Below are 26004 nucleotides of genomic sequence, written 5' to 3'. Positions count from 1 at the left end.
AACGGCGAACAGGTTGATACCTATCGAGGAGAAAAGATGATTGCGATTGCGACTGGAAACGCCATGCTTGAAGAAGAGGGTGACGCGCTTGTCGTCGGCGTGTTTGCTGATCTCACATGGGCGGGCGGCGCCGAAGAGATCGTGTCGCAGCTTGGCGATTGGCTCGATGGCGAACTCGATGCCCAAAAGTTCACTGGCAAGGTAGGGCAGATTGCTTCGGTCCCCGGGGTGGACACAAACTACGGTCGTATCGTTTTCATCGGCCTTGGCGAAGAGGCTGATGCTGAGCGCGTGCGCCAGGCAGCGGGGAGGGCGGCGAATGCGACGAAGAGATCCGCCCGTGTCGTCACCACGTTGCACCTACTTGATATCGATGGCGCCACGAGTGCGGTCGTCTTGGGGTACCTCCTAGGGGCTTACGAATTTGTGGAACGCAAGTCAGACCCGGATGCTGCAATCACCACCGACCTCGTGCTCGCCGGAGGCGCTGACGACGAAGGCATTGCGCAGGCGACGATCCTTGCCGAGTCGGTCATCTTTGCTCGCAACATGGTGAACGAGCCCGCGAACCACAAGAAACCCTCCGTGCTTGCAGACCGTATTCTTGGGGTGACGGAGGCTCACGGCGTTGACGTCACTGTTTACGACGAGGTCGGCATCGCTGCTGAGCGGTTCGGAGGGCTTGCTGCTGTTGCTCAAGGAGCGACGAACCCGCCGCGCATGGTTGTGATGAACTACTCGCCCGACGGTGCGACGAAGACACTCGCTCTGGTCGGGAAAGGCATTGTGTTCGACTCCGGCGGTTTATCGATCAAGACGGCCGCTGGTATGGAGACAATGAAGACCGACATGTCCGGCGCAGCAGCAGTGGCGGGTGCCGTGTCGGCGATCGCCCGACTGGGTCTCAAGGTCAACGTTATTGGCATTACACCAATTACGGAGAACATGACCGGCGGGGCAGCACAACGTCCCGGTGACGTCTTTACGGCCCGCAACGGGACGACGGTCGAGGTGCTCAACACGGATGCGGAGGGTCGGTTAGTCCTTGCTGATGGATTATCGCTTGCTGCCGAGGCCGAACCGGATCTCATTATCGACGTTGCAACACTGACTGGTTCGTGTGTTGTCGCCCTCGGCAACGATATCGCAGGACTCTGGGCGAGCGATGATGACGTCGCGTCGACGGTGACTTCGGCGGCGTCGGCCGCTGGAGAGAAGTTCTGGCATATGCCCCTCGAGCAGGACTACAAGTCAATGATCGACTCGGACATTGCCGATATCAAGAACACCGCGGGGAGATGGGGCGGAGCGATCACCGCGGCCCTGTTCCTTCAGCGGTTCGTCGGCGACCAGCCTTGGGCGCACCTCGATATTGCCGGTCCGGCCCGTGCCGACAAGGCGAAACACTACGTAACAAAGGGCGGGACGGGGTTCGCGGTCCGCACAATGGTCGCGGTTGCCGAGGCGTTTGCTGCGGAGTAAACCCCGCCACCGGTGACACATACGTAAACACAGATGGTACGCAGCGTGGTTAGAAAAGCCACTTTGTGTAGTGAATCTCTCAAGAAAAGTCCTTAACATCCGATAACTGAGAGTGGTCAAGGACGACACTTTCGGTAGTTGCAGGATGATATTCGGGTTTCGTAGATTTTTGATAGTCGGTCTGGTGACCACTGTCATGTTCACAGGTCTGGTACCGCAAGCAGTTGCTGGCCCGGGCGAGGGCAGTTTCGTTGCGAGCATGAACGCCGAACGCGCCGCCCGGGGTCTCGCACCGCTCGAGGTGTACTGGGATCTCCGCGACGACGCTCGTTCACAGTCAGTGGCCATGCAAGCCCAGGACAAGCTTTACCACAATGGCTCTCTGTCCTCAGTGACATCTGGTTGGATCGCGCTAGGCGAGAACGTCGGTGTGGGTCCAGATTTCGCGGCAATCCAAGCAGCTTTCATGAACTCAGCATCGCACCGTAAGAATATTTTGGGCGACTACAACTACTTAGGCGTTGGCACGGTGCAAGCCGATGGCAAGATGTGGGTCACCGTCGTGTTCATGAAGGGTCCTCTCGGTCTTGTGACTCCCGTCGAACCCGAGCCCGCTCCGGAGACTGAACCGGAGCCAGAGTTACCGCCGAGCGTTCAACCTGTCACGAAACCGACGCCGAGCACCCCCGCACGGCGAGTCTCGGTCGCTGCGCCCGGCGACACCGGCACTCACCCAGTGCAGCGCTGGGGTCGCCCGCCCGGTCTGCATCCCTACTCGGTGTGAGTTCCCGGTAACCGGACCAACCGCGGGTTCACGCTTGCGCAACGCAGAGGTCGTCGTAGTCGACGAGCGCTGGACGAGTCCCGTCCCGACCGCAGGCCGCGCAGTCAGGGTCGCGTTCGAGTCGCAGTTCCATGAAATGCTGGTCGAGGGCGTCGTATGTGAGAAGCCGTCCTGACAACGAGTCGCCGAGGTGTAACACCAGTTTGATGGCTTCCAAGGCTTGCAGTGATCCGATGATGCCGGGAAGGACACCGAGCACACCCGCGGTTGCACAGTTCGGCGCCAGCTCGGGTGGTGGCGGTTGTGGAAACAAGCATCGGTAGCAGGGTCCCTGCCATGGCGAGAAGACCGTTACCTGGCCTTCGAACCGATACACCGACCCGTGAACCACTGGAGTGTTGGTGTGTAACGAGGCGTCGTTGAGCAAGTAGCGCGTCGGGAAATTGTCGGCACCGTCGACGATCACGTCGTAACCGTCGAGAATGTCTAGAACGTTCGCTGCGACCAAACGTTCTGCGTGGCGAACAACAGTCACGTCCGGATTGATCGCCGCGATCGCCTGGCTTGCGGAGTCGACCTTGAGATGCCCGATGCGCTGTGTTGTATGCATGATTTGGCGCTGAAGGTTGGAGATGTCTACTCGGTCCGAATCCACAATTCCGATGGTGCCGACGCCCGCAGCGGCGAGGTACAGCGCAACAGGCGAGCCGAGGCCGCCCGCACCGATAAGCAGAACCCGGGCCTTGAGGAGCGCGAGCTGGCCCTCTTCACCGATCTCGGGGAGGGCCAGATGGCGTGCGTATTGGCCTCGCTGGCGCTGTGTAAGGCCACCAGGCACTTCCCAGCCGGCGCCACTGGTCTTCCAGCCGTCAAATCCGCCCTCCAGGGACATCACGTTGCTGTAGCCCATGGCGGTCAGGTCGCGGGCGGCAAGCGCCGATCGTCCGCCACCCGCGCAGTACAAGATTACGGGCGTGTCGATGTCGGGCACCACTGCATTGATTCTGAGTTCGAGCATCCCGCGGGGGACGAACGTCGCTCCCTCGATCGCTCCCTGGGTGTACTCGTCGAACTCGCGAATGTCGATGATGGCAGCCCCGGCGTCCATCAGTCGAGATACATCGGCCACGTCGATTTCGACGATTTGCTGTTTCGCCTCGTCAACAATCTGTTGGTATGTCCGGCCCACACAATCTCCTGCGGTCGGGTCAAGCATGGTAGGCGTCCAAGCGCATGGCTTTGCGCGGTAAGGCGCTTGTACGCTCCTACCATGATGACGGGTGCTGGTTCTCGCGTCCCAAGCAGTACCCGAAGTCGGCGCGACTAGGCGTCTCGCCTCGCAGCGCTGCGTCACGCTGCTCGGTGTACAATGGGTATAGTTGACATATTGACAGGAAGATTGCGGCCTCATGGTGACGAGGAACCGGATCAAGGGTTATCGGGCACAGCAACGCCTTGGTAGAGGGCATACGAGCACCGTGCCCAGAGGCGTCGGCGACCCTCGATGAATGCGCGGCCCCACGAAGACCGAAGGGGTGAGCTGACCGAAGCTTCGGCGCGGATTGACACCTGGATGGATCGCGTGAGGACCATGGCTGGACACTTCAGCGTCCGTACCAAGATTCTTGGGATTGTCCTCGCTCTCATAGCGCTTCTCGGCCTCGGAATCACTTGGCAAGTCCGAACCGCAATGATCGCCGTTATTGCGAACGAGTTGGATAATCATGGTCAGGCACAGATTTCAGAGATCGCTGAGCGCGTTTCCGATCCGCTCTCTCGTAACGACACCGATCGCGTTTCGGAGATACTTGATGAGACGGTTGCCTATCGCCCTGACATCATGTATGCGTACGTCGCGGGACCCGATGGCAACATTGTTGCTGCTACGTTCAGTGAGGATGATGTACCCCCAGGTGTCGCGTCGATCGAAGACCCTGGTGTTGCGCGAAGTGTGCAGCACGTCGATACCGATGGCGAGCAGGGATCCGTGCACAGCTTTTCCGCCAGAGTCGGTGGCGGTGATATCGGGGTTGCGTGGTTGGGTCTGTCGGAAGCTCGCCTTTCTCGAGCGGTCGACGGCATAACGCTGCAGCTCCTCATGACCACCCTATTTCTCGGCGTGGTCGGCATCGCTGCTGCGACGCTACTCACCTGGCTACTCACTCGACCAATTCTTGACCTGGTCGATACCACTGACCGAGTTGCTCGTGGTGATCTGTCCGCCCGGGCGTACGTATGGGCCGAGGACGAGATCGGTTCGCTTGCCAACTCGTTCAATCGAATGGTGGGTGAGCTCGAATCCAACCGTGCCACGATCGCAGAGAACGACCTAGCTCGTTCCCGTCTACTCAAACAGATCATTGGGGCCCAGGAGGACGAGAGGAAGAGGATTGCGCGCGAGCTACATGACACGGTGGGCCAGGCACTCACCTCGATCATGCTCGGTGCGAGTCTGATTGTGAGGTCAGAGGCATCGCCCGAGGCAACTGCTGATGCGGAGAGGGTCCGCGATATTGCCGCGGAGACACTTGAGCAAGTCCGCCAACTGAGTCGGGAGCTTCGCCCAAGCGTTCTGGATGATCTCGGACTGGCTGCGGCGTTGGACCGGTATGTGGCGGACTTCCAGGTGTTGTACCCGGAGATCGAAACCGAGGTGCACTGCAACCTTCCTGTACGGCTGCCACCAGCCGTTGAGACGACGCTCTACCGCATCGTCCAAGAGGGGATGACGAACGTGGCACGCCACAGTGGGGCGCGGGCGCTGAGTGTCCTGGTTGTCTCTCGCGACGGATGTGTTCGGACCATCATCGAAGACGATGGCATTGGGTTCGATCCTGTCGCGGTGCGTAGGAACGGACAGAGCGTTGGGATTCACGGCATGGTTGAACGCTCGGAACTCCTCGGCGGTCGTCTGGACATCGAGAGTGGGGAGGACGGCACTACCGTGTATGTCGAAGTGCCGGTTCCCGCACCAGTGGAGGTGAACGAGTGACCTGTATACGCATTCTGCTGGCTGATGACCACGCGGTGTTGCGTGCCGGATTGAGGGCGCTTCTTGATGCCGAACCCGACCTCGAAGTTGTCGCCGAGGCAGGCGACGGACTCGAATGCATCGAAAAGGTTCTTAAGCTGTCCCCTGACGTTGTGCTCCTCGACATCAACATGCCCCGGTGCAACGGGTTGGTCACACTGCAGCGAATCCAGGAGGAGGCGCCGGACAGCCGGGTCCTCGTGCTGACAATGCATGATGATGTTGAGTATCTGCGCAGCGTACTGGCGTCCGGTGGATCCGGGTTCATTCTGAAGCAGGCTGCAAGTGATGAGCTGCTGTCGGCGATCCGCACTGTTCATCAGGGGGGCGTCTACCTCCACCCTGAACATGCGCGGCTTCTAGCTGGCGAGGCTCCCGACCAACGTACTTCCGCTGCTCCAGCGCCCCTTGACGAGAAACAAGCTCGGTTTCAGTCGCTCAGTGATCGCGAATCAGAGGTCTTTAAGCTCGTTGTGCTCGGCTACCGAAACGCTGAGATCGCTGCGATGGTCTTTCTCAGTGTCAAGACGGTCGAAACCTACAAGGCCCGTCTGATGCGGAAGCTCGAGGTGCGTAGTCGCGCTGCATTGGTGCGCTACGCCCTTGAACTGGGGATTCTGACCTAAGAGTCCGTTGACTAATGCGTCTCTTGGGTCACGCTGCTCGTGTCGCTGCATCCTTATCCGGGTGGCTGGCCGCTGTTTCGGCGGGGCCTCAGCACTTGGCCGTAGACGGCGACTGAGTACCCGTCTCGGTAACGGGAACGGCATCCCTGCGGACTCGACGAGATGTCTGAAGATCTCAGTCGGCTCTGAGTAGCGGTGTCCATTGTCAGGGATATCCCCTACACGGAACAGAACGAAATGGGGATTCTCCCACTAGCGGAGCCGCTGTGCTGATGTTCTACTGGCGGAGTGAACGAGAAGCTCCACCGACGATTATTCCCTACAGACTCCCAGAGACGATTCGATGTGCCCGTTGCGAAGAAGATTGCAAATACCGGAGTTGTCGCGTAGTTCAACTTGCTGTTGGTCATCGAATCTACATTCGTGGAACATACTTTTCGTGTCGACATCGACGGCTAGCTACACGCTAGATCAGAAGGAGTAGGAATGCCGCAGATCACTCGGCGAACGTTCGTCAAAGGTTCGGCCATGGCTGTCGGGGGCACGATGTTCTCATCAAAGTTCCTCTTCTCGGGCATGGAAACCGTGCAGAAAACGGACTTGTTGCTTATGGCCCAGCAGATCCAGGAAGACTTCGTGAACACGACGTGTTGGATCGGCAAGCAGGACTGCGGGATTGTCGCTCGGCGTGTCGGGGGTCGCGTCGTAAGTCTCGAGGGCCTTGAATCACATCCGAGAAACCGAGGGACTCTGTGCTCTAAAGGCATCGCGCAGATTGCTGCGGTGTACGACTCGCAACGAATCAAGACGCCGCTCATTCGGACAAACGGCAAGGGTGGTCCCGGTCAGTTCCGTGCCGCATCGTGGGATGAAGCGCTGAACCTTCTCGCCGAGAAGACTCGAGCGGTTATGGACGAGAACCCCAAGCTGGTGCTGTGGCAGAAGGGACGTTCTAAGGCCAAAGTGTTTTATGACACTGCATTCGTCAAGGCTGTCGGAGCCACCAAACTCGGCCACGGTGCGTACTGCTCTGATGCCGGTTATCGGGCAGCTGAATACACCCTCGGCCCCCACGGTGTACTGCACCCTGACTTTAAGCACACAAGGTACCTGCTGTCCTGGGGATGGAACATTACCGCGGCCGGTGGCAACAAGACGTGCTGGATCACATGGCCTCAGCAGATGCTGGATGCGAGGGAGAAAAATGGTCTCAAGATCATCCACATCGACCCGCGGCTTCGCCCGGCGGGTCCCTTCGCCGATACCTGGCTCCCGGTTCGACCATCCACTGACCTCGCGTTTGCGTTAGCCCTATGCAGAGAGCTTATCCACCTCGGGTTTCTCGATGAGCCGTATCTCAAGACGTACACCAACAGCCCGTACCTCGTGGGCCCTGACGGAATCATCCTGCGTGGAGATCTTCCGGAAGATGCTGAGGAGGGAGACAAAGGACCTGCGTTGGTCTGGGATCAGGCAACCGGGGAGGTCGTACCGTTCGATAGTGCTGCCGACCCTGCCCTCACGGGTGAATACGAGGTTGACGGGGAAAAGGTGAAGCCATCCTTCGAGCTGTTCGTCGAACACGTCGAGCCCTATACGCCTGAATGGGCTGGCGAGATTTGTGGACTCACTCCCGACAGCATTCGTCAGGTCGCAGCCGACTTCGGCGAAAACGCCAATATTGGCTCGACCATCGTCGTCGACGGCGTCGAAGTGCCATATCGACCAGTCGCGATAATGGCGTACCACATGGCGCAGCAGGAGCTCGGGTTCCAGGCACTCCGAGCCATGATTATGGTCACGATGCTTGTTGGAGCGCCGGGGGCCGCGGGCGGTCAACTCGTGGACTTCACGTGGAAGGTTCACAAGAACTACGCCAAGTTCGAGGACCTTAGCGTTAAGGAAGGTCCGTACGACTTCACGCTCGCGAAGTCGAAGTTCTTCCCAATCAACACCGGTTTCCCAGGGATTGTCGCGAAAGTCATGCAAGACCCGGCGAAATACGAGGTGGAGGACCTCCCGAAGGTCGCGATTCTGCACTACGTGAACCCGCTAACGGCGTTCCCCTCGCAGCGGGACTTCCTCGACTCCTACAGCAAGTTCGAATTCGTTGCCGTTTTGTCACCGTGGCTTTCAGAGACGGCCGACTACTTTGCCGATGTCGTTCTCCCTACTGCGACCATGGAAAAGTACGAGGGTCCGTTGTCCGCGTCTGATCAGTATGTCGACGGAAAAACGTTGCGGCTGCCAGTGATGGAGCCGTTGTTCCAGAGCCGAGGCGAGATCGATATCTACATCGACCTCTGTGAACGACTTGGAGTGCTCTACGGCGACGATGGGTATATCGCCCAGGTCAACAAGAATCTCCCGCTGAAGGACGAATTCGCTCTGCCGCTCGATAAGAAACCAGACGTACGCGACATTTTCGATCGGTGGGCGCGTATGGAAGGACTCGAAGGCGGCATTGAATACTTTGAGAAGAACGGAGTCTGGATCAAGGGGCCGGTGCCAGCGACCAAGCGATACGGCTATGTGACTGATCCGCCCTTTGGTGGAGCCGTGCACCGTCTCTACGGGGAAAGCTTGCTTGTTGCGCAGTGCAAGCAGCAGGAGCTTGGTGCGGACGAGATTTATTGGCAGGACTACACGGCACTTCCGACATGGCGAACACCGACGATGGAGTCGTCACCTTCTGAGTACGACCTGATACTCGTCTCGTACAAACTGCCTGAACAGAAGCAAGCACGCACATCGATGATCCCGCTCCTGACGGAGCTGAGCGGGACACAACGCCTCGATATGAATCCAGAGACGGCGAAGAGGCTGGAGGTTGAAGAAGGCGACGAGGTCATCGTCGAGTCACACAATGCCGTGACAGGCGAGACCAGGCAGTTGCGGACTGTTGTGGCGCTTTCGTCAGGTCTCCGTCCCGACGTTGTGGGAATGCCCCATCACTTTGGAGGCTGGAGTCCGGACCGTAACAAGGGCCTCGGTCCCTCCCCGAACGAGATCTACTACACGGGTGAGGGCTACATGGCGTGTACTGCAGATCAGTCATTCCATGTCAAGGTCAGAGTGTTGAAGGGATAGCAGATGGCGAAATACGCAATGGCTGTTGACCTCGACCGGTGCCAGGGGTGCCGAGCGTGTATGGAGGCGTGCAAAATCGAGAACAACACGCCACAGGGTGTGTTCTGGATGTACGTGTTCAGAACTGAGACCGGGGACTACCCAGATACCAAACTGGCGTTTCTTCCTCGACCCTGCCAACACTGCAACAATCCGCCATGTGTGAAAGTATGCCCGGTTGGCGCGCGCTTCCGCCGTGAAGACGGCATTGTGCTCACCGACCCGGACCGGTGCATCGGTTGCCGGTACTGCGAAGTGGCGTGCCCCTACGGCGTCAACTACTACAACTGGCGCACACCGACTGAGGCCTTTGCTGACTACAACATAGATTATCTCGATCCCGATGTGGCGGCGGTAACTGGCGGCTTGGTCCCTTCATACAAGAACCCCGATCTCGACCTTCTCCAGGGCGATGAGCAGCGACGCACTGCGGGCGGTGCCCATTCTGTCGGTGTCATGGAGAAATGCACATTCTGTGTCCAGCGGGTGGACAAGGGCCTCGATCCGGCCTGCGTAGACGTCTGCCCGGTACATGCACTCCACTTCGGCGATATTGAGGATCCGGACAGCCCGGTATCAGAATACGTGAGGACCCGTTCCAGCTTCCAGCTACTCGATGATCTGGGGACCGATCCAAGCGTTATGTATTTCGGGGGATCGCCGCCAGGCGCGGAGACCCGCGAGATCGAACGACCGTTGACGGAGGTGCGGCCGTGACTACCGAAAGTATCCCTCAAACAGAATCTACCTACGATGGAGACTTACCGCAGGGAATCGGCACGTTATCCCGGGGATGGATCGTGTTCTTCCTAGCTATGGTCGTGATCATTGCGATCGGTCTCTACGCCTACAGCCTCCAGATCACCAACGGACTCATTGTGACGGGCCTTGGAGGCCTGGGAAGTATGCTGGGAGTGACCTGGGGCTTGTACGTTGCCTACTACGTGTACTTCATCGGGGTCAGTTTTGCGGGCATCACGGTGGCGGCTCTGATCCGGATTTTCAAGATCGAGAAGCTTGAGCCCATCGCTCGCATCGGTGAACTGCTCACGATTGTCTCGCTCATCCTGGGTGCGCTCGCGATCCTGGCTGATCTTGAGAAGCCATGGCGAGCAATCGTGAACCTCTTAAGGTATGGTCGCCCCCAGTCACCGTTCTACGGTACGTTCACCATGGTGATCGCAGGCTATCTGTTCGCTAGTGTTGTCTATTTGTATGTTACGGGCAGGAGGGATGCTTCCCTGATGGCGCGGCGTTCGTCCCGGTTTCGGTGGATCTATCGGTTTCTTGCTGCTGGGTACGAGGACACTCCCAGCCAGCGGAGGATTGACGGGCGGGTGACCTTCTGGCTGGCACTTGCCATTCTGCCCCTGCTCGTCATTGCCCACTCCACAGTCGGATTTGTGTTCGGACTGCAGGTTGGGCGCCCCGGGTGGTTCGGTGCTCTTCAGGCCCCGGGTTTCGTCGTGCTTGCGGGCGTATCGGGAATCGGCAACCTGATCATGCTGGCGGCGATCGTTCGTTGGACGACAAAGACGAAGGATCGCATTACGATCGATGCCTTTTCCTGGCTGGCGAAGCTGCTCCTCGGGCTGTTACTCACCTACCTGTATTTCACTGCGGTCGAGGTGTTGACGACCACCTACCAGGCAGGCGATGTCGAGCGGAACCTATCGGAAGCACTCCTGAGCGGCACCTACGCCTGGATCTTTTGGGGTGCCATGGTGTCGCTCGTCGCCGCGGCAGTACTGCTCGGCTGGCAAGCCGTGACCAGGCGCTGGTCGCTATGGCTGATCGTGGGTGCCGGCGCGCTCGTCAACGTGGGCGCTGTCGCCAAGCGCTACCTCATCGTGGTGCCAAGCCAGACCCACGGGCAGAACCTTCCCTACCCAATCGGAAGCTACACGCCGAACCTAGTCGAGTGGGCTGTGGTGTTCGGACTGTTTGCGCTGGGCGCTCTGATGATTGGGGTCTTCATGAAGACTTTCCCGATAGTTCCACTTGAGGAGGCGGAATGACCAAGCGATCGATAATCACCGGTGCCATCATTCTGGTGGGAGCCGGTCTCATGGTTGTCAGCTACTTCTTTTGGGGTGCGCCGGCTTGCACCACATCGGTGGCGTGCAGCGACCCCAAAGTCCCTTTCGCTGCTGGTTTCTTCGTCCTCGGAATCGTCATCGCGTTCTCATCGGGCATTTTCTACAGCGTCTACAAGGGTCGGGAGTGAGCAACGTTCCTGCGACGTTTGAGGGACTTGCCCGCGTGCGTCAAGGAATATACCGCATTTTCGCGGCTGCCTTCTTGTCACCCGAGCCTGCCCGGCTCACCGATCTCGTCGAGGGCTGTCGGGTGCTGGAATCGATGGGGATCCAATATCTTGCCTTCTTTCGCGAATGGGTACCTTGGCGTGAGGCGGTCCTTGCCGTCGACGATGTGGCCACGATCGATGCTCAGTATGTAAGGTTGTTCGCGACCGGTGTTGCCGGCGCGATCAGCCCTCCAATCGAGTCCTTTTACACTGCGGATCCCATCCGTGGTGAGGTAGGCCAGCTGCTTGCGGACTTACGGTTTGTGTATAACGACTACCGACTCGAACCAACCGATGCTGTGGCTGATACCCTCGATCACGTGTCTATCGAACTTGAGGTCATGTCGGCGCTGTGTGCCAGGGAAGCCGACTCTCGGGCGGCGAAGAACTCCCGACGTCTGCAGCTGACGCTGCGCCATCAGGCCGAGTTTCTTGAAGGACACCTCGGTGTCTGGCTTCCGCTCTTTGTTCGCCGCATCGCGAGTGTCGAGCCTGTGGCGTTTTACGCAACCCTCGGACCCGCGGTGGACTCCTTTGTTCGTCACGACAGAGGCCTTGCTAGCTCTCTGGCCCATTCGACGGTGGAAATCGAGGTGGGCATATGACCCTTGTCGTCTGCGGCGACCATGGAACCCCCGCTCCACCTCAAGATTGGCCGGGGGGCGAGGTTGTGGTCATCCCTGATCTCTGCGGAGACCCATCGGCCCTTGTGGCGGCCGGAGTATCCGATCCTGAGGCATTGATCTTGCACGTGGGAGAATTTGACCTCGGCTTCGTCCAGGGAGCAATCCGCAGCGTGGGTGGCGATCCTCTCGGTGTTCCGATCGTCACGTTGGCTGACATGCCATCCACCGAACAGATGTACGTGCTTGCCAGTGGCGTTGTTGCGAGGCATGCCGCTTTCCCCGGCGCCGGACCCGAACACGCCAAGATGCGTTGGCCCGAACTCATGTCCAGGCGCCGACTATTCACCCTCGGGGTGCCGCAGTACATCGGAGCACCATCGATCGACCGAACCTTGTGCGCGGCAGATCATGGCTGTCGGCTTTGCGTCGACGCTTGTCCCGCGTCAGCCCTTGCCTGTGAGTCAGGGAGTATCAAGTACGCGATTGACACCTGCGTGGCATGTGGGATTTGTGTGACGACTTGCCCAACCGGGGCAACGGTGAACCCGACCGTGACCGATCGCCAAATCGCTGCACAGGTGAGTGCAATGGTACGAGCTTCGCAACGACCGATCGGGATTGAGTTCCGCTGTCGCGACGCACGACCGGGAACCCCTGTTGATGGCTGGTACTCCGTGGAGTTGGCATGCAATGGCATGCTCACTCTCGGGTGGATTCTAGCACCGCTAGTGCTTGGCGCAGGTGCCGTTGCAGCACCAGTGTGCGGTGAAAACGGCTGCAGTCTGGGAAATGATGATGTCGTGAATTCCAACCGGTCCGAAGCAGCCCGAATGCTGGAGAGCTTGCAAGTTTCGAAGGACCGCATCCGTCTCAAAAGTGGAGGGGTGGTACCTGACCCAGTGGGTTATGAAGGGGTCGGGGATCTCACCGGTCTGAAAGATGCGCAGGTTGGCTTAGCTCTGGCAGAGCGCGCGGGTGGCGGAGACATAGTTTTCGCCTCTACCTCCATCGCGACCGGGATCGTATCGATCGACGAAGCGGCCTGCACTCTCTGCGAGCAGTGCACGACCGTGTGCCCGCCTGCTGCGCTCACAGTCTCCCGATCTGATGGCGCGATCGAAATCTCATTCGACCCATTTCTCTGCGTTGGGTGCGGCATGTGCGTGACAAGGTGCCCCGAGCAAGTTCACGACGCGATTTCCGTTGGGCGCAGGCTCGACGTCGCGGAACTGAAAGTAGGGAACCGAGTTGTTCGTTCGGGATCAACATCTTCCTGCGAAGCTTGTGGTGGGCCAATTGCCCCGAGCGCTATGCTCGAGCGCATTCAGTCCATGCTCGGACCCGAACATGCGGGAACGCTGGACCTCATCTCACGACGTTGCCTCTCCTGCCGCTGATTCCGGCACACCAACGTCGCTGTAGTCAGGTCGACGTAAACCGGTCCGGGTGCGCCGAAGGCTCCGATGTGCCGGGTCAGCTCACACGGCCGTGCCTACCGTGGTGACTTCGACGGGGGGACTATCGCGGTTTCTCGAATCTCCATGCTGCGTGGTCTCTGCGGACCGCAGGCGCGAGGCGCAGAACCTGCGCCGCCGAGAGGGGAGGGGTTGTCATCCTCACTTCAAGTCCTCGGTCGGTCTGGCGCACCAGTTGCACCCTCGCAAGGCGGTTGAGCGACCGCGGTCGTTTGAGCGTGCCGTGGCGTTGCGCGGTTCTCACCAGACGCAGATAGTCCGCAATGGCCGACGGACCGAGCAGTGCTGTCCAGAACGTCCGAACATAGACATGTGCAGCGGCGTAGTCGAGCGGTTGTCCGGGGTGCCACTGCAGTGGCGTCACGAGAACGCGCGGTTGCACAGTGCGACGCAGACCCGCCCCACTTTCGACAGCACCCGGATACGTTGCGGATCTCGTCGCGATGGGAGGACGGGTTGTATCTCGACGGAATGTTCCGGGTGCTGTCGAAAGCGGGGCAGATGTCATACCTATATATACGCATGTAAAGTAGATAGAATCAATAGACACGACTTGAAGCGCGAAATAAAACCTTAGCCATCGACTCCAAAACTGAGGCGTTAGGGCAGAGCGATTGCGACGAACAGGGTGATTGTCTGTTCGAAGAGGATGTCGGCACCGACGGGCGGATTGGTCACGACGATCGTGCCGAAGGTTGTCAGGTCTTCAACGCCAATTTCCTGCACCTGCCAAGTCACCGCGGCGTCGGTTTCCTCATTGAAAGTTTCGAGCGCCGCTATCGCGTCAGCTAGCGGTTTGCCAATGAGGTTCGGCATCTTCGGCAACTCCCCAGACGCGATGCTCACTTCCACCATCGAACCCTGGCGCACGGTGTCGCCGATTTCCGGTTCGGTGAGGAGCACCATCCCCTTCTCCTCGACGGATGGGATTGTTATCACCTCGACGTTGAGTCCGGCTAGGTGGATCGCGTCGATGATATCTTGCTCGTCGGTGAGTTCGGAAATGTCGGGAACCTTGGTACTTGGAGTCTTGTAGTAGACCTGTGTCCCCTCTGGTCGTTCTGGCCATTCAACGACGGGTAAGTCCGCTGTCACCCACAGCATGAATTGCTTCCAGATCGGTGCTGCTACCGTGCCGCCGAACGCCCGCTTGATATACTGAGGCTCTTGCTCGGCATCGTTGAAGAGCGTGAACTTCACCATTTCGATCTGTGCGTCCGGGTATCCGACCCACACTGCGGTGGTGTATTGGGGGATGATGCCCATGAACCACACGTCGCGGAAGTTTTGGGCGGTTCCGGTTTTGCCCGCCTGGGGCCGACCGATTTGAGCCCGTTGTGCGGTTCCGAAAGCGACCACCTTCTCCATTGCTTCGCGGGCCGCGGTGACCAGCGCAGCGTCGAGCACGCGTTCGCGTTTCACTTCGTGTTGATACACAACGTTGCCGTTCTGGTCCTCGATGCGTTCAATGAGATACGTCTCGACCTTTTCGCCAGTGTTCGCAATGGTGGAGAAGGCAGACGCCATCTCCATTGGAGACACGCTTTGGGTGCCCAGAGCGATCGATAACACGGGCTGGAGCGGTGATTGTATGCCGATGCGGTGCGCCATCTCAACGATGTTCTCAGGGCCGACCTGGAGCGACACCTGGGCGTACACGGTGTTCGTTGACGAGTATGTGCCGCGCTCTAACGTCCGGATGCCTCCGCTGCTGTTGCTACCGGCGTTTCTCACAATCCAAATGCTTCCGTCCTTGGAGCATGGGGAGCCGCAGTCGATTTCGATGGGAGACATGTCTGCAAAGTAGGAACCTAGTGTGATGGGGTTTCCTGCTTTGGTGCCCTGTTCTAGCGCGGTGAGCAGCGCGATTGGCTTGAACGCTGAGCCAGCCTGGCGGCGGCCGTCGGTTGCGAGGTCGTAGTTGCGCTGACCGGCTTCGAAGTCGTCACCGAACACAAGGCCAGACGACATCACCTTGATGGCGCCGGTTGCGTTGTCGATCATCGAGATCGCCCCGGTCGGTCCCGTGGTATCGCGGAACCACGAGAGCAGGATCCGGTTGGCTTCGGTCTGCATGGCGTGATCCACCGTCACGATGATCTTGAGGCCACCGCCGCCCTCGCAGGTTGCGTTCGATGCGGGGCAGCCGAATAGCGACTGCTTTCGCTCGGTGTACGTCTCGCCAAGGCCGTACTTTGGTGACGACAAGACTTCTTCGCGAGCCGTGATGATCACCCTTGGGGAGATTTCCTCAAACCCAACCGATTCGATTGGGTCCAATTTCTGGCTCTTCGCGTCTACTCCCTGGGCGGCGGTGATGAAGTCGTTGTCGACCATCTCATCGATGACATTGTCCCGGGCGCGCGTCACAATCTCGGGACGCTGGCGAAGGTTGTACAACGTCGGGTTGCGGATCGGTGTCACGATCGAAGCCGCTTCAGCAATCGTGAGTTCGTCGAGACTCTTGCCGTAGTACTCCTGGGCCGCAGCAGAGATCCCGTATGCGTTCTCGCCGTAGAAATTGAAGTTCAGGTAGAACTCGAGGATCTGGTCCTTCGTGTAGCGGCGTTCCAACTCGCCCGCGACGAGCGCCTCGCACACCTTGCGTTCAAGCGTGAGCTCGTCAGAGAGGAAGTTCTTCTTCACCGTCTGCTGGGTGATTGTCGACCCACCGCCGCCGCCGAGTTCACGGGTTAGCGCGATATCTTTGACGCTGCGCAGAATTGATAAGAAGTCGATGCCGTTGTGGTTGTAGAAATCGCCATCCTCTGCCGAGAGGACCGCGTTGATAACGAGTTCAGGCACCTCCGACAAGGGCACCGGCTGGCTGTTGCGCTCGGTGAGTGTGCCTAGCCTCACGTCGTCAGACGTGTAGACCTCCGAGAGTCGTCCGAGGTCTGGAAAGTCGAGAGCGAGGCTCTGATAGTCGCAGAAGTACTGTTCCTCGACGTCTTTGAACGTGCCATACGCGGCGTTCGACCCAAGAAAAAGAAACAGCCCTAACCAGGTCGATGCTACGATCGCCGTGGTTACGAGAAGTGCTGCTGAAGTGAGTCGTTTTCCGGCGCGTTCGCGGCGTTCGACTTGCTGAATGCTGGGTTCCATGGTTCTTGCTTATAAGACGGTTTTTGGCCCGAAATGGTTCCGGTGCGTACCATCGTGGTTGAACTGGAGGCATGTTAGGTATGTCTGGGAAAGAACCGGATCTTTTGCGATCAGCGATCAGCGTCCCGGTCGCTGAGCAGTACGACGCCAGCTCTCTCGACGGGTGGGACGCTGCGACGCAACTCGGCGCCGCCGGGGAGTACCCCTACACACGCGGGCCGTACCCGGCAATGTACCGCGCAAGGCCGTGGACAATGCGGCAGTACGCCGGGTTTGGTTCCGCGGCGGCAACGAACCAGAGGTTCAAGAGCCTGCTCAACGCCGGCCAGACCGGTCTCTCTGTGGCCTTCGACCTCCCGACCCAAATGGGGATCGACTCGGACCAACCGCTAGCGCTCGGCGAGGTGGGCAAGGTTGGTGTCGCAATCGACTCCATTGAAGACATGCGTGTCCTGTTTGACGGGATCCCCCTCGGTTCCGTCAGCACATCGATGACCATCAATGCCACCGCTGCGAGCCTCTTGCTGCTTTATCAACTCGTTGCCGAAGAACAGGGTGTGCCATCTCACAAGATTCGCGGCACGGTCCAAAACGACATTCTCAAGGAATACATCGCTCGTGGCACGTACATTTATCCTGTCGAGCCTTCGATGCGACTCGTCACCGACCTGTTCGCCTACTGCATCGAGCATCTCCCTGAGTGGAACACTATTTCAGTATCGGGCTATCACATCAGGGAAGCCGGCTCGACTGCTGTGCAAGAGCTTGCATTCACGATCTCGAACGGACTCGCTTACGTTGAGGCTGCTGTTAGCGCGGGACTCGACATTGACGAGTTTGCTCCGCGGATCTCTTTTTTCTGGAACAGCCACAACAACCTTTTTGAAGAGGTCGCCAAGTTCAGAGCAGCTCGAAGGATTTGGGCCCGACTCATGAAAGAACGTGTTGGAGCGATGCTGCCGACTTCGTGGCGGATGAGGTTCCATACCCAGACAGCGGGCTCGACGCTGACAGCCCAGCAGCCATTGGTCAACATTGCCAGGACGACCGTGCAAGCGCTGGCAGGCATTCTCGGGGGCACCCAGTCTCTGCATACAAACTCGTACGACGAGGCGCTTGGCCTGCCGACCGAGCTCTCGTCCATGATTGCGTTGCGTACCCAGCAGGTGCTTGCGCACGAGTCCGGGATGACCGATACGGTTGACCCTCTTGCCGGCTCATACTTCGTTGAGGCACTCACGGACGAGGTCGAAAGGCAAGCGTTGGCACTGATAGAGCGTATCGACGCGCTAGGTGGCGCGGTGCAGGCAATAAGCGAGGGTTTTCCGCAACGCGAGATCGAGGAGGTCGCCTACGCAACCGCGCGTGCTCAAGAGACCGGACAGCAGGTTGTGGTTGGAGTGAACAGATTCACCGTCGACGAAGACGAGCCGGTCGAAATCTTGCGCGTCGACCCTCAGCTAGAGGTTGATCAGGTCAGCAATTTGGCCAGTCTGAAACGCAATCGGGACAACGCGACGGTTGAGACCGCGCTGGACGACCTGAAGGCCGCCGCTGAGACAGACGTCAACATCATGGGTCCAACAAAGCGAGCGTTGGCGGCATCAGCCACCATCGGCGAGGTGTCCGATACGTTGCGTAACGTATTCGGGGTGTACCGTCCCGGGCAGTAAACTCTCCGTTTTGGAACCGTGAGGAGACCCGTGCACACCGATAACCCGATGCGGCTGCTCATCATTGGCGGGGGGCCGGCAGGTCACGCGGCTGCTAGCGCATCCGCCACGCTCGGTACGGCCGTCACGATCATCGAAGACACGGTCATCGGCGGCGCGGCGCACCTGCTGGACTGCATTCCATCAAAGGCAATGGCCGCTAGCTCCATGCGTATCTCGGCCATCCGAAACGCTGGGCGGCTCGGAATCAACGATGTCGGGAAGGTCGAACTCGACATGGCTGTCCTCGCGAAGCATCTGCGTTCGATCTCCGCGACCATCGAAAAGAGCATGGTCGACCTCCTCGAGTCTCAAGGCGTCGACATGATCCGGGGACGTGGGCGTCTCACCGGGGCGCACACGGCCATTGCTGAGACCGATCAGGGCGAGATTGAGATCGAGTTCGACAAGGTGCTCCTGTCGACCGGATCGCGTCCGTGGGTGCCAGGCTGGGCTGACCTGGACGAGCGCGTGTTCACGACACGCGGTGTCTACTCGCTGCCCGAGCAACCGGAACACATTGTCGTAGTCGGATCTGGGGTCACCGGTGTCGAGATGGTGCACATCTTTTCGAGCCTCGGGTCCAAGGTCACGTTGGTGGTGAGCCGCCACCAGGTGCTCCCATATCGCGACGCCGAAGTAGCAGCGGTACTTGAAGAGGCCTTTCTGGAACGGGGCGTCTCGTTGCTCAAAGGCAGCCGTGCGTCGCGCATTGACCGGACTGCGGACGGTGTCGTCGTCCACACCGAAGACGGCCGCCGGGTCGAGGCCACCCACTGTCTTCTTGCCGTCGGTGCCGTGCCGAACAGCAAGAATCTTGGACTTGAGAAGGCTGGCGTCGATACCGATCGTGGGTACATCTCGGTCGATGAGCACAACGTTACAAACGTCTCTCACATCTACGCGGCGGGCGATGTCTGCGGTGAGTTGCCGTTGTCATCGGTCGCGACCATGCAGGGTCGCAAGATTGCACGGCACGCCGTTGACTATGCGGTTGTGCCGCTTGATTATGGCAAGGTTGCCCAGGCAATCTTTACCGAACCAGAGATCGCCTCGGTGGGCCTTGAGGAAGTCCATGCCGCAAGTGAGGGCCGCAAAGTGCGGATCACCAAAGTCCCCCTCGCAGCGAATGCACGGGCTCTGATCCAGGGCAACCCGCACGGGTTTGTCAAGGTCATCTCCGACCCGGCGACGAGAATCGTCCTCGGCGGCACCGTCGTCGGGCATCACGCCAGTGAGCTCATCGCCCCGATCGCACTTGCCGTTACCGCGCATCTGCGAGTCGACGTGCTGCTCGAAACGCTGATGGTTCACCCGTCGCTGGTAGAAAGCATCGCCGAAGCCGCCGAGTAGCCGCTCGCTATTCGTCGACCACCACCACCAAGGCGTCACCGTGCGAAGAGTTTATTCGTTACCGTGTCAAAGGGGATTGGAACGGATCGAGTGTCAGCTGGGGCAATGGGGGCGTAGGGGCGAACGACTGCTTGAACGATTCTTCGGAGTGGGATAGCCTCGGGAACGGCGGCGCTCTCGGCGTCACTATGGTCACATACGATACCGATCGCGTGAAGATATCGGTCTCCGGCGACTGCACCATAGAGTGGGTCGGTGTCAAGGCCGGCAGTACCGTCTGCGATGTGTTCGGTCCCCTAGGCGGCGTGACTTCGTATGTCGTTGGGCCCTACGATGCGCCTTCGATCTCGCATATTGAGGTGATCATCAAGTGTTGTGTCGACTCCGACTAGCGGAGTGCTCTAGAGGGGTCGACAGGTTGGGCCGTAGTTGAAGTAACCGCGAGCGCCGTGCAGACCAGCCCGAAGGCGGGCAGACTGGACGATAGTGTCAACGGTGTTCAGCGAGGTGCGAGCGCCATCGATTTGTGCAAAGTGTAGTGGGAGCCCGACGGGCTCCCACTACACTTTGCAGGGTCACGCCGATAGTAACCGGACCCGACAAGTGCGTTACCTAATCACCATGATCACGCCGCCGGCAGACACCGTGTCTCCGGGTCGCACCCTGAGGTCTACTATCTCGCCGTCGATCGGTGCTTTGATCTCGTTCTCCATCTTCATGGCCTCGAGTACCGCAACGGGGTCGCCAGCTTTCACCGATTCCCCGGCGGCGTGATACACCTTGACAATGGTGCCCTGCATAGGTGCGACGATCACCCCATCTTCGCCGGCGGGGCCGGCAGCACGCCCGAGTTTGGGTGGCCGTCGCCGCGGTGCAGCTTTTTGCCCGGTCGCGACTCCCGCAAATACCTGGGACCAGTACGTAACGCCAAACCGTCGCCCGCCGACTTCGACGGTCATCGTCCGACGCTCTAGTTCCTCGTCTTCTGGGACCGCAGCGGCCATCGGTTGGGCGATGTTGCTGAGGTCGACTTCGTCTTCAACAAACGTGGTGTAGTGCGTGCCCAATCGAAACGTTTCGGTATCGAGAAACACCAGATGGGCCGGCGTGGTTGTTGCTATGCCTGTGATTGTGAACTCTTGCAACGCGCGTCGTCCGCGATCAAGAGCTTCGTTGCGGTCGCGACCCCACACGATCAGTTTTGCGATCAGGTTGTCGTAGTACTGCGAGATCGCTGACCCTGCGGTCACCCCGGAATCGACCCGCACGCCGAAACCTCCGGGCTCCTCATACTGGACGATGACCCCCGGTGTTGGGAGAAAGTTACGGCTCGGGTCTTCGGCGTTGATACGAAACTCGATGGCGTGTCCAAACGGTTCGTACACACTTTCGATCGAGAGTTCATCCCCACGAGCGACTCGGAGCTGTTCCTTGACGAGATCGACACCCGTGACCATCTCCGTCACGGTGTGCTCGACCTGGATACGAGTGTTCATCTCAAGGAAATAGAACGAACCGTCACTGTCAAGCAGGAACTCGATGGTTCCTGCGTTGATGTACCCTGATGCTCTGCAAATCTTCATTGCGGCTTCTCCCAACGCCGCCCGCTGTTGCGCAGAGAAATTTGGCGCTGGGCTTTCCTCAATCAACTTTTGGTGACGGCGTTGCATTGAGCAGTCGCGGTCGCCGAGGAACGAAATGTTGCCATGGGTGTCCGCAATGATCTGCGCCTCGATGTGTCGAGGGCGGTCAAGGTAACGTTCCACGTAGACGGCGGGGTTCGAGAACCACGCGTCCGCCTCACGTCGAGCGCTCTCGAACGCGTCTTCGATGTCCTCCATTGCACGGACCACCTTGAGACCCTTGCCACCTCCGCCATGCGCTGCCTTGATGGCGATTGGGAAGCCGTGTTCTGCAGCGAACTCACGGACAGCCTCGGCGGATTCAATGGGGTCGGCGGTGCCGGGGACGCTGGGGACCCCGGCTGCTGCGGCTGTCTTGCGCGACTGCACCTTGTCACCCATTGTGGCGATCACATCTGGCGGTGGACCGACCCAAACGATGTCAGCGTCGAGCACAGCCTGGGCAAATTCAGCATTCTCCGCGAGGAACCCATATCCCGGGTGGACGGCATCGGCCTTTGATTCCTTGGCCGCTTTGAGGATGTTCGCAGCGTTGAGGTATGACTCGGCGGCTGGCGAACCGCCGATGTAGTACGCCTCGTCGGCGAGTTTGCTGTGCATCGACTCGCGGTCGAGCTCTGAGTACACGGCGATCGTTCGTAGGCCGAGTTCGCGGGCAGCGCGAATGATTCGGATCGCTATTTCGCCGCGGTTTGCAATGAGTACCGATTTCACAACGCCATCCTAAATCCTCCAACTCAGATCCGTCGTACAGCGGGCATTTCACCGCCCGCCACACGAAGTCACAGCGGGATGTTGCCGTGTTTGCGTGGTGGTCTTTGCACCCGCTTGGTGCGTAGCACTTCGAGACCGCGGATAAGCGTTAGCCGCGTCTCGCGAGGCTCTATGACCTGGTCGATCCAGCCACGTTCAGCTGCGATATACGGGTTCGAGAACTTCTCTTCGTACGCGGCGACCAGCTCGGCTCGTTTCGCCTCTGGGTCGTCTGCTTCAGCGATCTCACGCCTGTTGATGACGTTCACCGCCCCGAGGGCGCCCATCACTGCGACTTGGGCGCTGGGCCACGCGTACACAAAGTCGGCCTTCAGTGATCTCGCGCTCATCACAATGTACGCACCACCGTATGCCTTACGGATCATCATGGTGAGTTTCGGTACAGTCGCCTCGGCGTAGGCGTAGAGCAGTTTTGCACCGTGGCGGATGATCCCCGAATGTTCCTGCTCGACCCCGGGCAGAAATCCAGGGACATCGACGAACGTTACAATCGGGATGTTGAACGCGTCACAGAACCTGACAAAGCGGGCCGCCTTTTCGGATGCTTCGATGTTGAGCGTGCCGGCTAGCACCGCTGGTTGATTGGCAACAATTCCAATGGAGTACCCGTCGAGACGTGCAAACCCCACCACGATGTTGCCGGCGAAGTTCTCATGTACTTGGTAGAACTCACCGTCGTCCGTGACATGTTCAATCAGTTCGACCATGTCATAGGGCTGATTGGGCGCATCCGGAACCATGGTGGTGAGTTCCTCCGCCATACGGTCTGGTGTGTCGATCGGCGTGAAGTACGGCGGCAGTTCTTGGTTGTTCTTGGGGAGAAACGACAAGAGATAACGCACCGCCTCAAGGACCTCCTCCTCGGAATGAGCCACAAAGTGCGTCACGCCGCTCTTGGACGAATGCACCGCAGCTCCGCCTAGCTCCTCCATGGTGATGTCCTCGCCCGTGACTGCCTTGATGACGTCGGGTCCTGTGATGAAGAGGTGCGACGTGCCCTCTACCTGGTACACAAAGTCTGTGATGGCCGGTGAATACACGGCGCCTCCGGCGCACGGTCCCATGATGACTGAGATCTGAGGGATGACCCCCGAGGCTCGTACGTTGCGCTCGAAAATTTCCCCGTAGCCGTTCAGCGCGGCAACCCCCTCTTGGATGCGCGCCCCTCCGCTGTCTTTGAGGCCGACAACAGGTGCTCCACTTTCCATCGCGAGGTCCATGATCTTGATGATCTTTTCGGCGACGACCTCGCCGAGCGAGCCGCCGAATGCGGTGAAATCCTCAGCGAAGACAAAAATCATTCTCCCGTCGACACTTCCGAAACCGGTAATCACCGCATCGCCGAGAGGCCAGTGTTGCTCGATACCGGCGCCCGTTTGTTGGTGCCTGGTGAGGGCATCGAGTTCTTGAAACGAGTCCTTATCGAGCAACAGGTTGATACGTTCTCGAGCAGTCAGCTTGCCCCTGTCGTGCTGCCTGTCCGCGGCGCGTTGGCTTGCGGGTTTTCTGGCCTCTTCGTGGAGCTGCCGGAGATGTTCAATTTTCTGTTCGATGGACACACGTTCCCCAGGTACGATCAGCCTATGTCAGTTATTGGACTCTTGAAGTGCGAGTATGGATACACCCTACGCGATCGAGCATAGGCAGCGAGTTGACTCTACACAGGACGTGGCTCTGACCCTGGCAAAGTCGACCGGAGAAAATGTGCTGGTGACCGCCGATGAGCAAGTCTCGGGGCGGGGTCGTGCGGGGCATCAGTGGTGGCAGGCGGACAAGAATCTCTTTATGTCCTTGGCATTTTATCCACGGTGGGCAGCGAGTGATTGGGGTCGTATTCCTCTTGTCGCCGGCGTGGCGGTCGTCGCTGCAACCCAAGCGGTCTTCGGAGTTGCGGTTGATCTGAAGTGGCCGAACGATCTTACGGTTGGCGAAATGAAGGTTGGGGGAATTCTCGTCGAGGCGAGAGGCGATTTGGTGGTTGCCGGGTTTGGGATGAACCTCGTGTGGCGCGAGGCGCCAACAGGAGCAACGGGGCTGCTGCGTCAAGCGGCCGATGTAACGGCAGGATCCACGGCCACGCTGGCGAACGAGATTGCCAAACGCCTTCTGGCGGTGTGCGCCGCGGATGCCAACCGCTGGCCACGAACCGAATACATCGAGCGCTGCTCAACCATCGGGAGACTCATTACGTGGGACGGTGGGGGACCCGCAATGGCGGTCGACGTGTTGTGTGGCGGAGAACTACTTGTTCGAACGGCGCACGGTGATCAGCGTCTCGTGGCAAGCGAGGTCCGTCACGTGCGAGCGGCTACTCTCTCTGCCGGCAATACCGGTCAGTGAAGCGGCAAGGAGTAATACGGCGTGGTTAGCGTTCTGAAGGGCGAGGGCACCGTTCCGATTCTGTTTGGAACGACCAATATTTCCCTCGGCGCCAAATCTCACATCGGCTACCTGGCTCGTCCAGATCTCACTGGGGAGTGGCCGACGGTCGTTATGGTGCCGGGTGGCCGTGGCGCCACGTCAGCCATGCGTGACGTCGCCCGCCGGCTGGCCCGCCATGGTGTTGCCGTTGTAGTCCCCGACGTATATCGCGGCGACACCGCACCCCCTGATATCTCCAACGACGACGCCAACCGCGCGCTCGACCAAGTGCCACTGCTGCGTGGCACCAGAGATGTCAACCATGTGGCGTCGTTTGTCGCCAACCGTGCGTCGGTTTGGTCAAGCGCCGGTGATGGGTTCGGTGTCATCGTCCACGGTGCGGGGAGTCGGTTTGGCGGGCCGCTGGCTTCATCTGAGGGCGTGGCGGCGATTGCACTTGTCGGGGCGTTCCTCATCGACGAATACGCGGCCGCACAGGTCCCGTTGCTTGCCCTCTACGGCAAGGACGACGAGTTCGTGTCGCCGGAAGACATCAAGCAATTCCGCGCGAACGCCCCGCAGACGGAGGTCGTGCTCTATGGCGACGTCGGATCAGAGTTCCTTGACGACGATCTCGACGGTCATGACTACCTCACCGCCAAAGATGCAATCGAGCGTATGGCGGAATTTTTCATCGAACATCTCCCGAGCACGGCGACACCGTCGTAGATAGTCGGGCTGACCAATCCGGTCTTTGACGGGATCTATTTGGCCTTTTTGCGGCTCTTGATTTGTGCCCGCACTCGTTTAGCCGCCTTGCGAGCCCTGATGGCGTCCGCCATGTCTGAGTCCTTGAGACGTGACTTCCACGACTCTTTCGGTGTCGCCGCGACCGGTGTTCGGGCGGGTTTCTTGACTGATCTTGCCAACGATGAAGTCTTCACCCGCTGGCTCATCGACGGCCCTTTGAGTCGACTGCGACTACCCAATGCGGAGATGATGGGCAGGTCCCTCATCCACTGCCCAACTGCGCGGCGGCGGCCATAGCGGCTGCGTGTTACGGCTCCGGCACTTCCCATAGCCCGCACTCGAGCTACGAAACCCGCCTGGTCGGGTCTGAGCAAAACTAGCGCGCCTCCGAACGCGATGACAAAAATTCCGCCGAGGATCGGGATAATCGGCGGAGTCCCGCTGCCGCCCCCGGGATCGAGTGGGCCTACCGCAACGATCGTTGTCGTCACGAGAAGAGGCTCGGTTGTCGTGGTCGTCGACGGTGGAGGTTCGGTTGTCGACGTAGTAGTCGTTGTTGTTGTCGTGGATGTAGTCGTTGTCGGCGGCGTGGTAGTCGTGGTGGTTGGAGGTGAGGTTGTGACCACCGGCGGGCGGGTCGTGGTGGTGGTTGTAGTCGTGGTTGTGGTTGTGGTGGTGGCGACTACCTGGACAGACTGAGAACACGAATCAGCGGGGCTGACACCGTTCTCCTCGAACTGGATCGTGAAACTCCCAAGGCTGGCAGCCGCAGTCGCTGATACCGTAAGTGTTGCGGTCCATGTGTCTTGCCCAGAGCTTGTGATGCCTGCGATGATGCCTGCCGG

Annotated in this window: 21 protein-coding genes; 15 read left to right on the top strand and 6 right to left on the bottom strand. The window is 59.3% G+C overall.

The genetic code is table 11. From position 1 onward, the window contains the following. The first annotated feature begins 36 nt into the window (after positions 1 to 36). A complete protein-coding gene (locus IIC71_00760; protein MCH7667722.1) occupies positions 37 to 1482 on the top strand; it encodes a leucyl aminopeptidase in 1446 nt (481 codons plus the stop codon). 184 nt (positions 1483 to 1666) lie between these two features. Further along, entirely contained in the window at positions 1667 to 2266 is a 600-nt protein-coding gene (locus IIC71_00755) for a CAP domain-containing protein (protein ID MCH7667721.1), read from the top strand. Between the two features lie 28 nt (positions 2267 to 2294). On the opposite strand, the gene moeB is transcribed toward IIC71_00755, so the two are convergent. Continuing rightward, complete coding sequence (gene moeB / locus IIC71_00750; GenBank protein MCH7667720.1) at positions 2295 to 3482, bottom strand: molybdopterin-synthase adenylyltransferase MoeB; 1188 nt, start codon at positions 3480 to 3482, stop codon at positions 2295 to 2297. A gap of 357 nt (positions 3483 to 3839) precedes the next feature. On the opposite strand from moeB, the gene IIC71_00745 reads away from it, so the two are divergent. The 8 genes from IIC71_00745 to IIC71_00710 all read left to right on the top strand — a co-directional run bounded on the left by IIC71_00745 (position 3840) and on the right by IIC71_00710 (position 13383). Then, a complete protein-coding gene (locus tag IIC71_00745) occupies positions 3840 to 5258 on the top strand; it encodes a sensor histidine kinase (protein ID MCH7667719.1) in 1419 nt (472 codons plus the stop codon). Next, positions 5255 to 5923: a response regulator transcription factor gene (locus tag IIC71_00740; GenBank protein MCH7667718.1), complete on the top strand. Its 669-nt coding sequence runs from the start codon at positions 5255 to 5257 to the stop codon at positions 5921 to 5923. The genes IIC71_00745 and IIC71_00740 overlap by 4 nt, the downstream gene beginning before the upstream one ends. Before the next feature lie 486 nt (positions 5924 to 6409). Then, entirely contained in the window at positions 6410 to 9013 is a 2604-nt protein-coding gene (locus IIC71_00735; protein MCH7667717.1) for a molybdopterin-dependent oxidoreductase, read from the top strand. Positions 9014 to 9016: 3 nt separating this feature from the next. Beyond that, a complete protein-coding gene (locus IIC71_00730; protein MCH7667716.1) occupies positions 9017 to 9769 on the top strand; it encodes a 4Fe-4S dicluster domain-containing protein in 753 nt (250 codons plus the stop codon). Then, positions 9766 to 11070, top strand: a complete 1305-nt coding sequence (gene nrfD, locus IIC71_00725; GenBank protein MCH7667715.1) for a polysulfide reductase NrfD — start codon at positions 9766 to 9768, stop codon at positions 11068 to 11070. The genes IIC71_00730 and nrfD overlap by 4 nt, the downstream gene beginning before the upstream one ends. Further along, complete coding sequence (locus IIC71_00720) at positions 11067 to 11279, top strand: hypothetical protein (GenBank protein MCH7667714.1); 213 nt, start codon at positions 11067 to 11069, stop codon at positions 11277 to 11279. The genes nrfD and IIC71_00720 overlap by 4 nt, the downstream gene beginning before the upstream one ends. Then, a complete protein-coding gene (locus IIC71_00715) occupies positions 11276 to 11965 on the top strand; it encodes a molecular chaperone TorD family protein (GenBank protein MCH7667713.1) in 690 nt (229 codons plus the stop codon). Before IIC71_00720 ends, IIC71_00715 begins: the two co-directional genes overlap by 4 nt. Next, positions 11962 to 13383, top strand: a complete 1422-nt coding sequence (locus tag IIC71_00710; GenBank protein MCH7667712.1) for a 4Fe-4S binding protein — start codon at positions 11962 to 11964, stop codon at positions 13381 to 13383. The genes IIC71_00715 and IIC71_00710 overlap by 4 nt, the downstream gene beginning before the upstream one ends. A gap of 121 nt (positions 13384 to 13504) precedes the next feature. On the opposite strand, the gene IIC71_00705 is transcribed toward IIC71_00710, so the two are convergent. Both IIC71_00705 and IIC71_00700 read right to left on the bottom strand, forming a co-directional pair. Then, entirely contained in the window at positions 13505 to 13843 is a 339-nt protein-coding gene (locus tag IIC71_00705) for a hypothetical protein (protein MCH7667711.1), read from the bottom strand. A 218-nt stretch (positions 13844 to 14061) separates the two neighbouring features. Further along, positions 14062 to 16566, bottom strand: a complete 2505-nt coding sequence (locus IIC71_00700; protein ID MCH7667710.1) for a transglycosylase domain-containing protein — start codon at positions 16564 to 16566, stop codon at positions 14062 to 14064. Positions 16567 to 16646: 80 nt separating this feature from the next. Between IIC71_00700 and IIC71_00695 the strand changes: the two genes are divergently transcribed. After that, on the top strand, positions 16647 to 18239 hold the full coding sequence (locus tag IIC71_00695; GenBank protein MCH7667709.1) for a methylmalonyl-CoA mutase: 1593 nt from the start codon (positions 16647 to 16649) through the stop codon (positions 18237 to 18239). 48 nt (positions 18240 to 18287) lie between these two features. Continuing rightward, a complete protein-coding gene (locus IIC71_00690; protein ID MCH7667708.1) occupies positions 18288 to 19631 on the top strand; it encodes an FAD-dependent oxidoreductase in 1344 nt (447 codons plus the stop codon). A gap of 608 nt (positions 19632 to 20239) precedes the next feature. Here IIC71_00690 and IIC71_00685 read toward each other — a convergent pair. Further along, positions 20240 to 21988, bottom strand: coding sequence for an acetyl-CoA carboxylase biotin carboxylase subunit (locus IIC71_00685; protein MCH7667707.1), 1749 nt, complete (start codon positions 21986 to 21988; stop codon positions 20240 to 20242). A gap of 68 nt (positions 21989 to 22056) precedes the next feature. Beyond that, positions 22057 to 23607 carry an acyl-CoA carboxylase subunit beta gene (locus tag IIC71_00680; GenBank protein MCH7667706.1) on the bottom strand — a complete coding sequence of 517 codons (1551 nt, stop codon included), beginning with the start codon at positions 23605 to 23607 and terminating at the stop codon, positions 22057 to 22059. 55 nt (positions 23608 to 23662) lie between these two features. Here IIC71_00680 and IIC71_00675 point away from each other — a divergent pair, with 55 nt between their 5' ends. Both IIC71_00675 and IIC71_00670 read left to right on the top strand, forming a co-directional pair. Further along, positions 23663 to 24388 carry a biotin--[acetyl-CoA-carboxylase] ligase gene (locus tag IIC71_00675; protein ID MCH7667705.1) on the top strand — a complete coding sequence of 242 codons (726 nt, stop codon included), beginning with the start codon at positions 23663 to 23665 and terminating at the stop codon, positions 24386 to 24388. A 21-nt stretch (positions 24389 to 24409) separates the two neighbouring features. Further along, the gene (locus IIC71_00670; GenBank protein MCH7667704.1) at positions 24410 to 25138 is read left to right on the top strand and encodes a dienelactone hydrolase family protein; all 729 of its coding nucleotides are present in this window, start codon (positions 24410 to 24412) and stop codon (positions 25136 to 25138) included. Positions 25139 to 25173: 35 nt separating this feature from the next. On the opposite strand, the gene IIC71_00665 is transcribed toward IIC71_00670, so the two are convergent. Continuing rightward, the gene (locus IIC71_00665) at positions 25174 to 25650 is read right to left on the bottom strand and encodes a hypothetical protein (GenBank protein ID MCH7667703.1); all 477 of its coding nucleotides are present in this window, start codon (positions 25648 to 25650) and stop codon (positions 25174 to 25176) included. Between the two features lie 19 nt (positions 25651 to 25669). On the opposite strand from IIC71_00665, the gene IIC71_00660 reads away from it, so the two are divergent. Next, positions 25670 to 25858 carry a hypothetical protein gene (locus tag IIC71_00660; protein ID MCH7667702.1) on the top strand — a complete coding sequence of 63 codons (189 nt, stop codon included), beginning with the start codon at positions 25670 to 25672 and terminating at the stop codon, positions 25856 to 25858. Positions 25859 to 26004 lie beyond the last annotated feature (146 nt).

The organism is Acidobacteriota bacterium, from assembly GCA_022562055.1.
Taxonomy (GTDB): Bacteria; Actinomycetota; Acidimicrobiia; order Spongiisociales; family UBA5794; genus BMS3BBIN02.
Note: the sequence above shows the minus strand (reverse complement) of the source record. Positions and strands in the feature narration are given on the sequence as shown.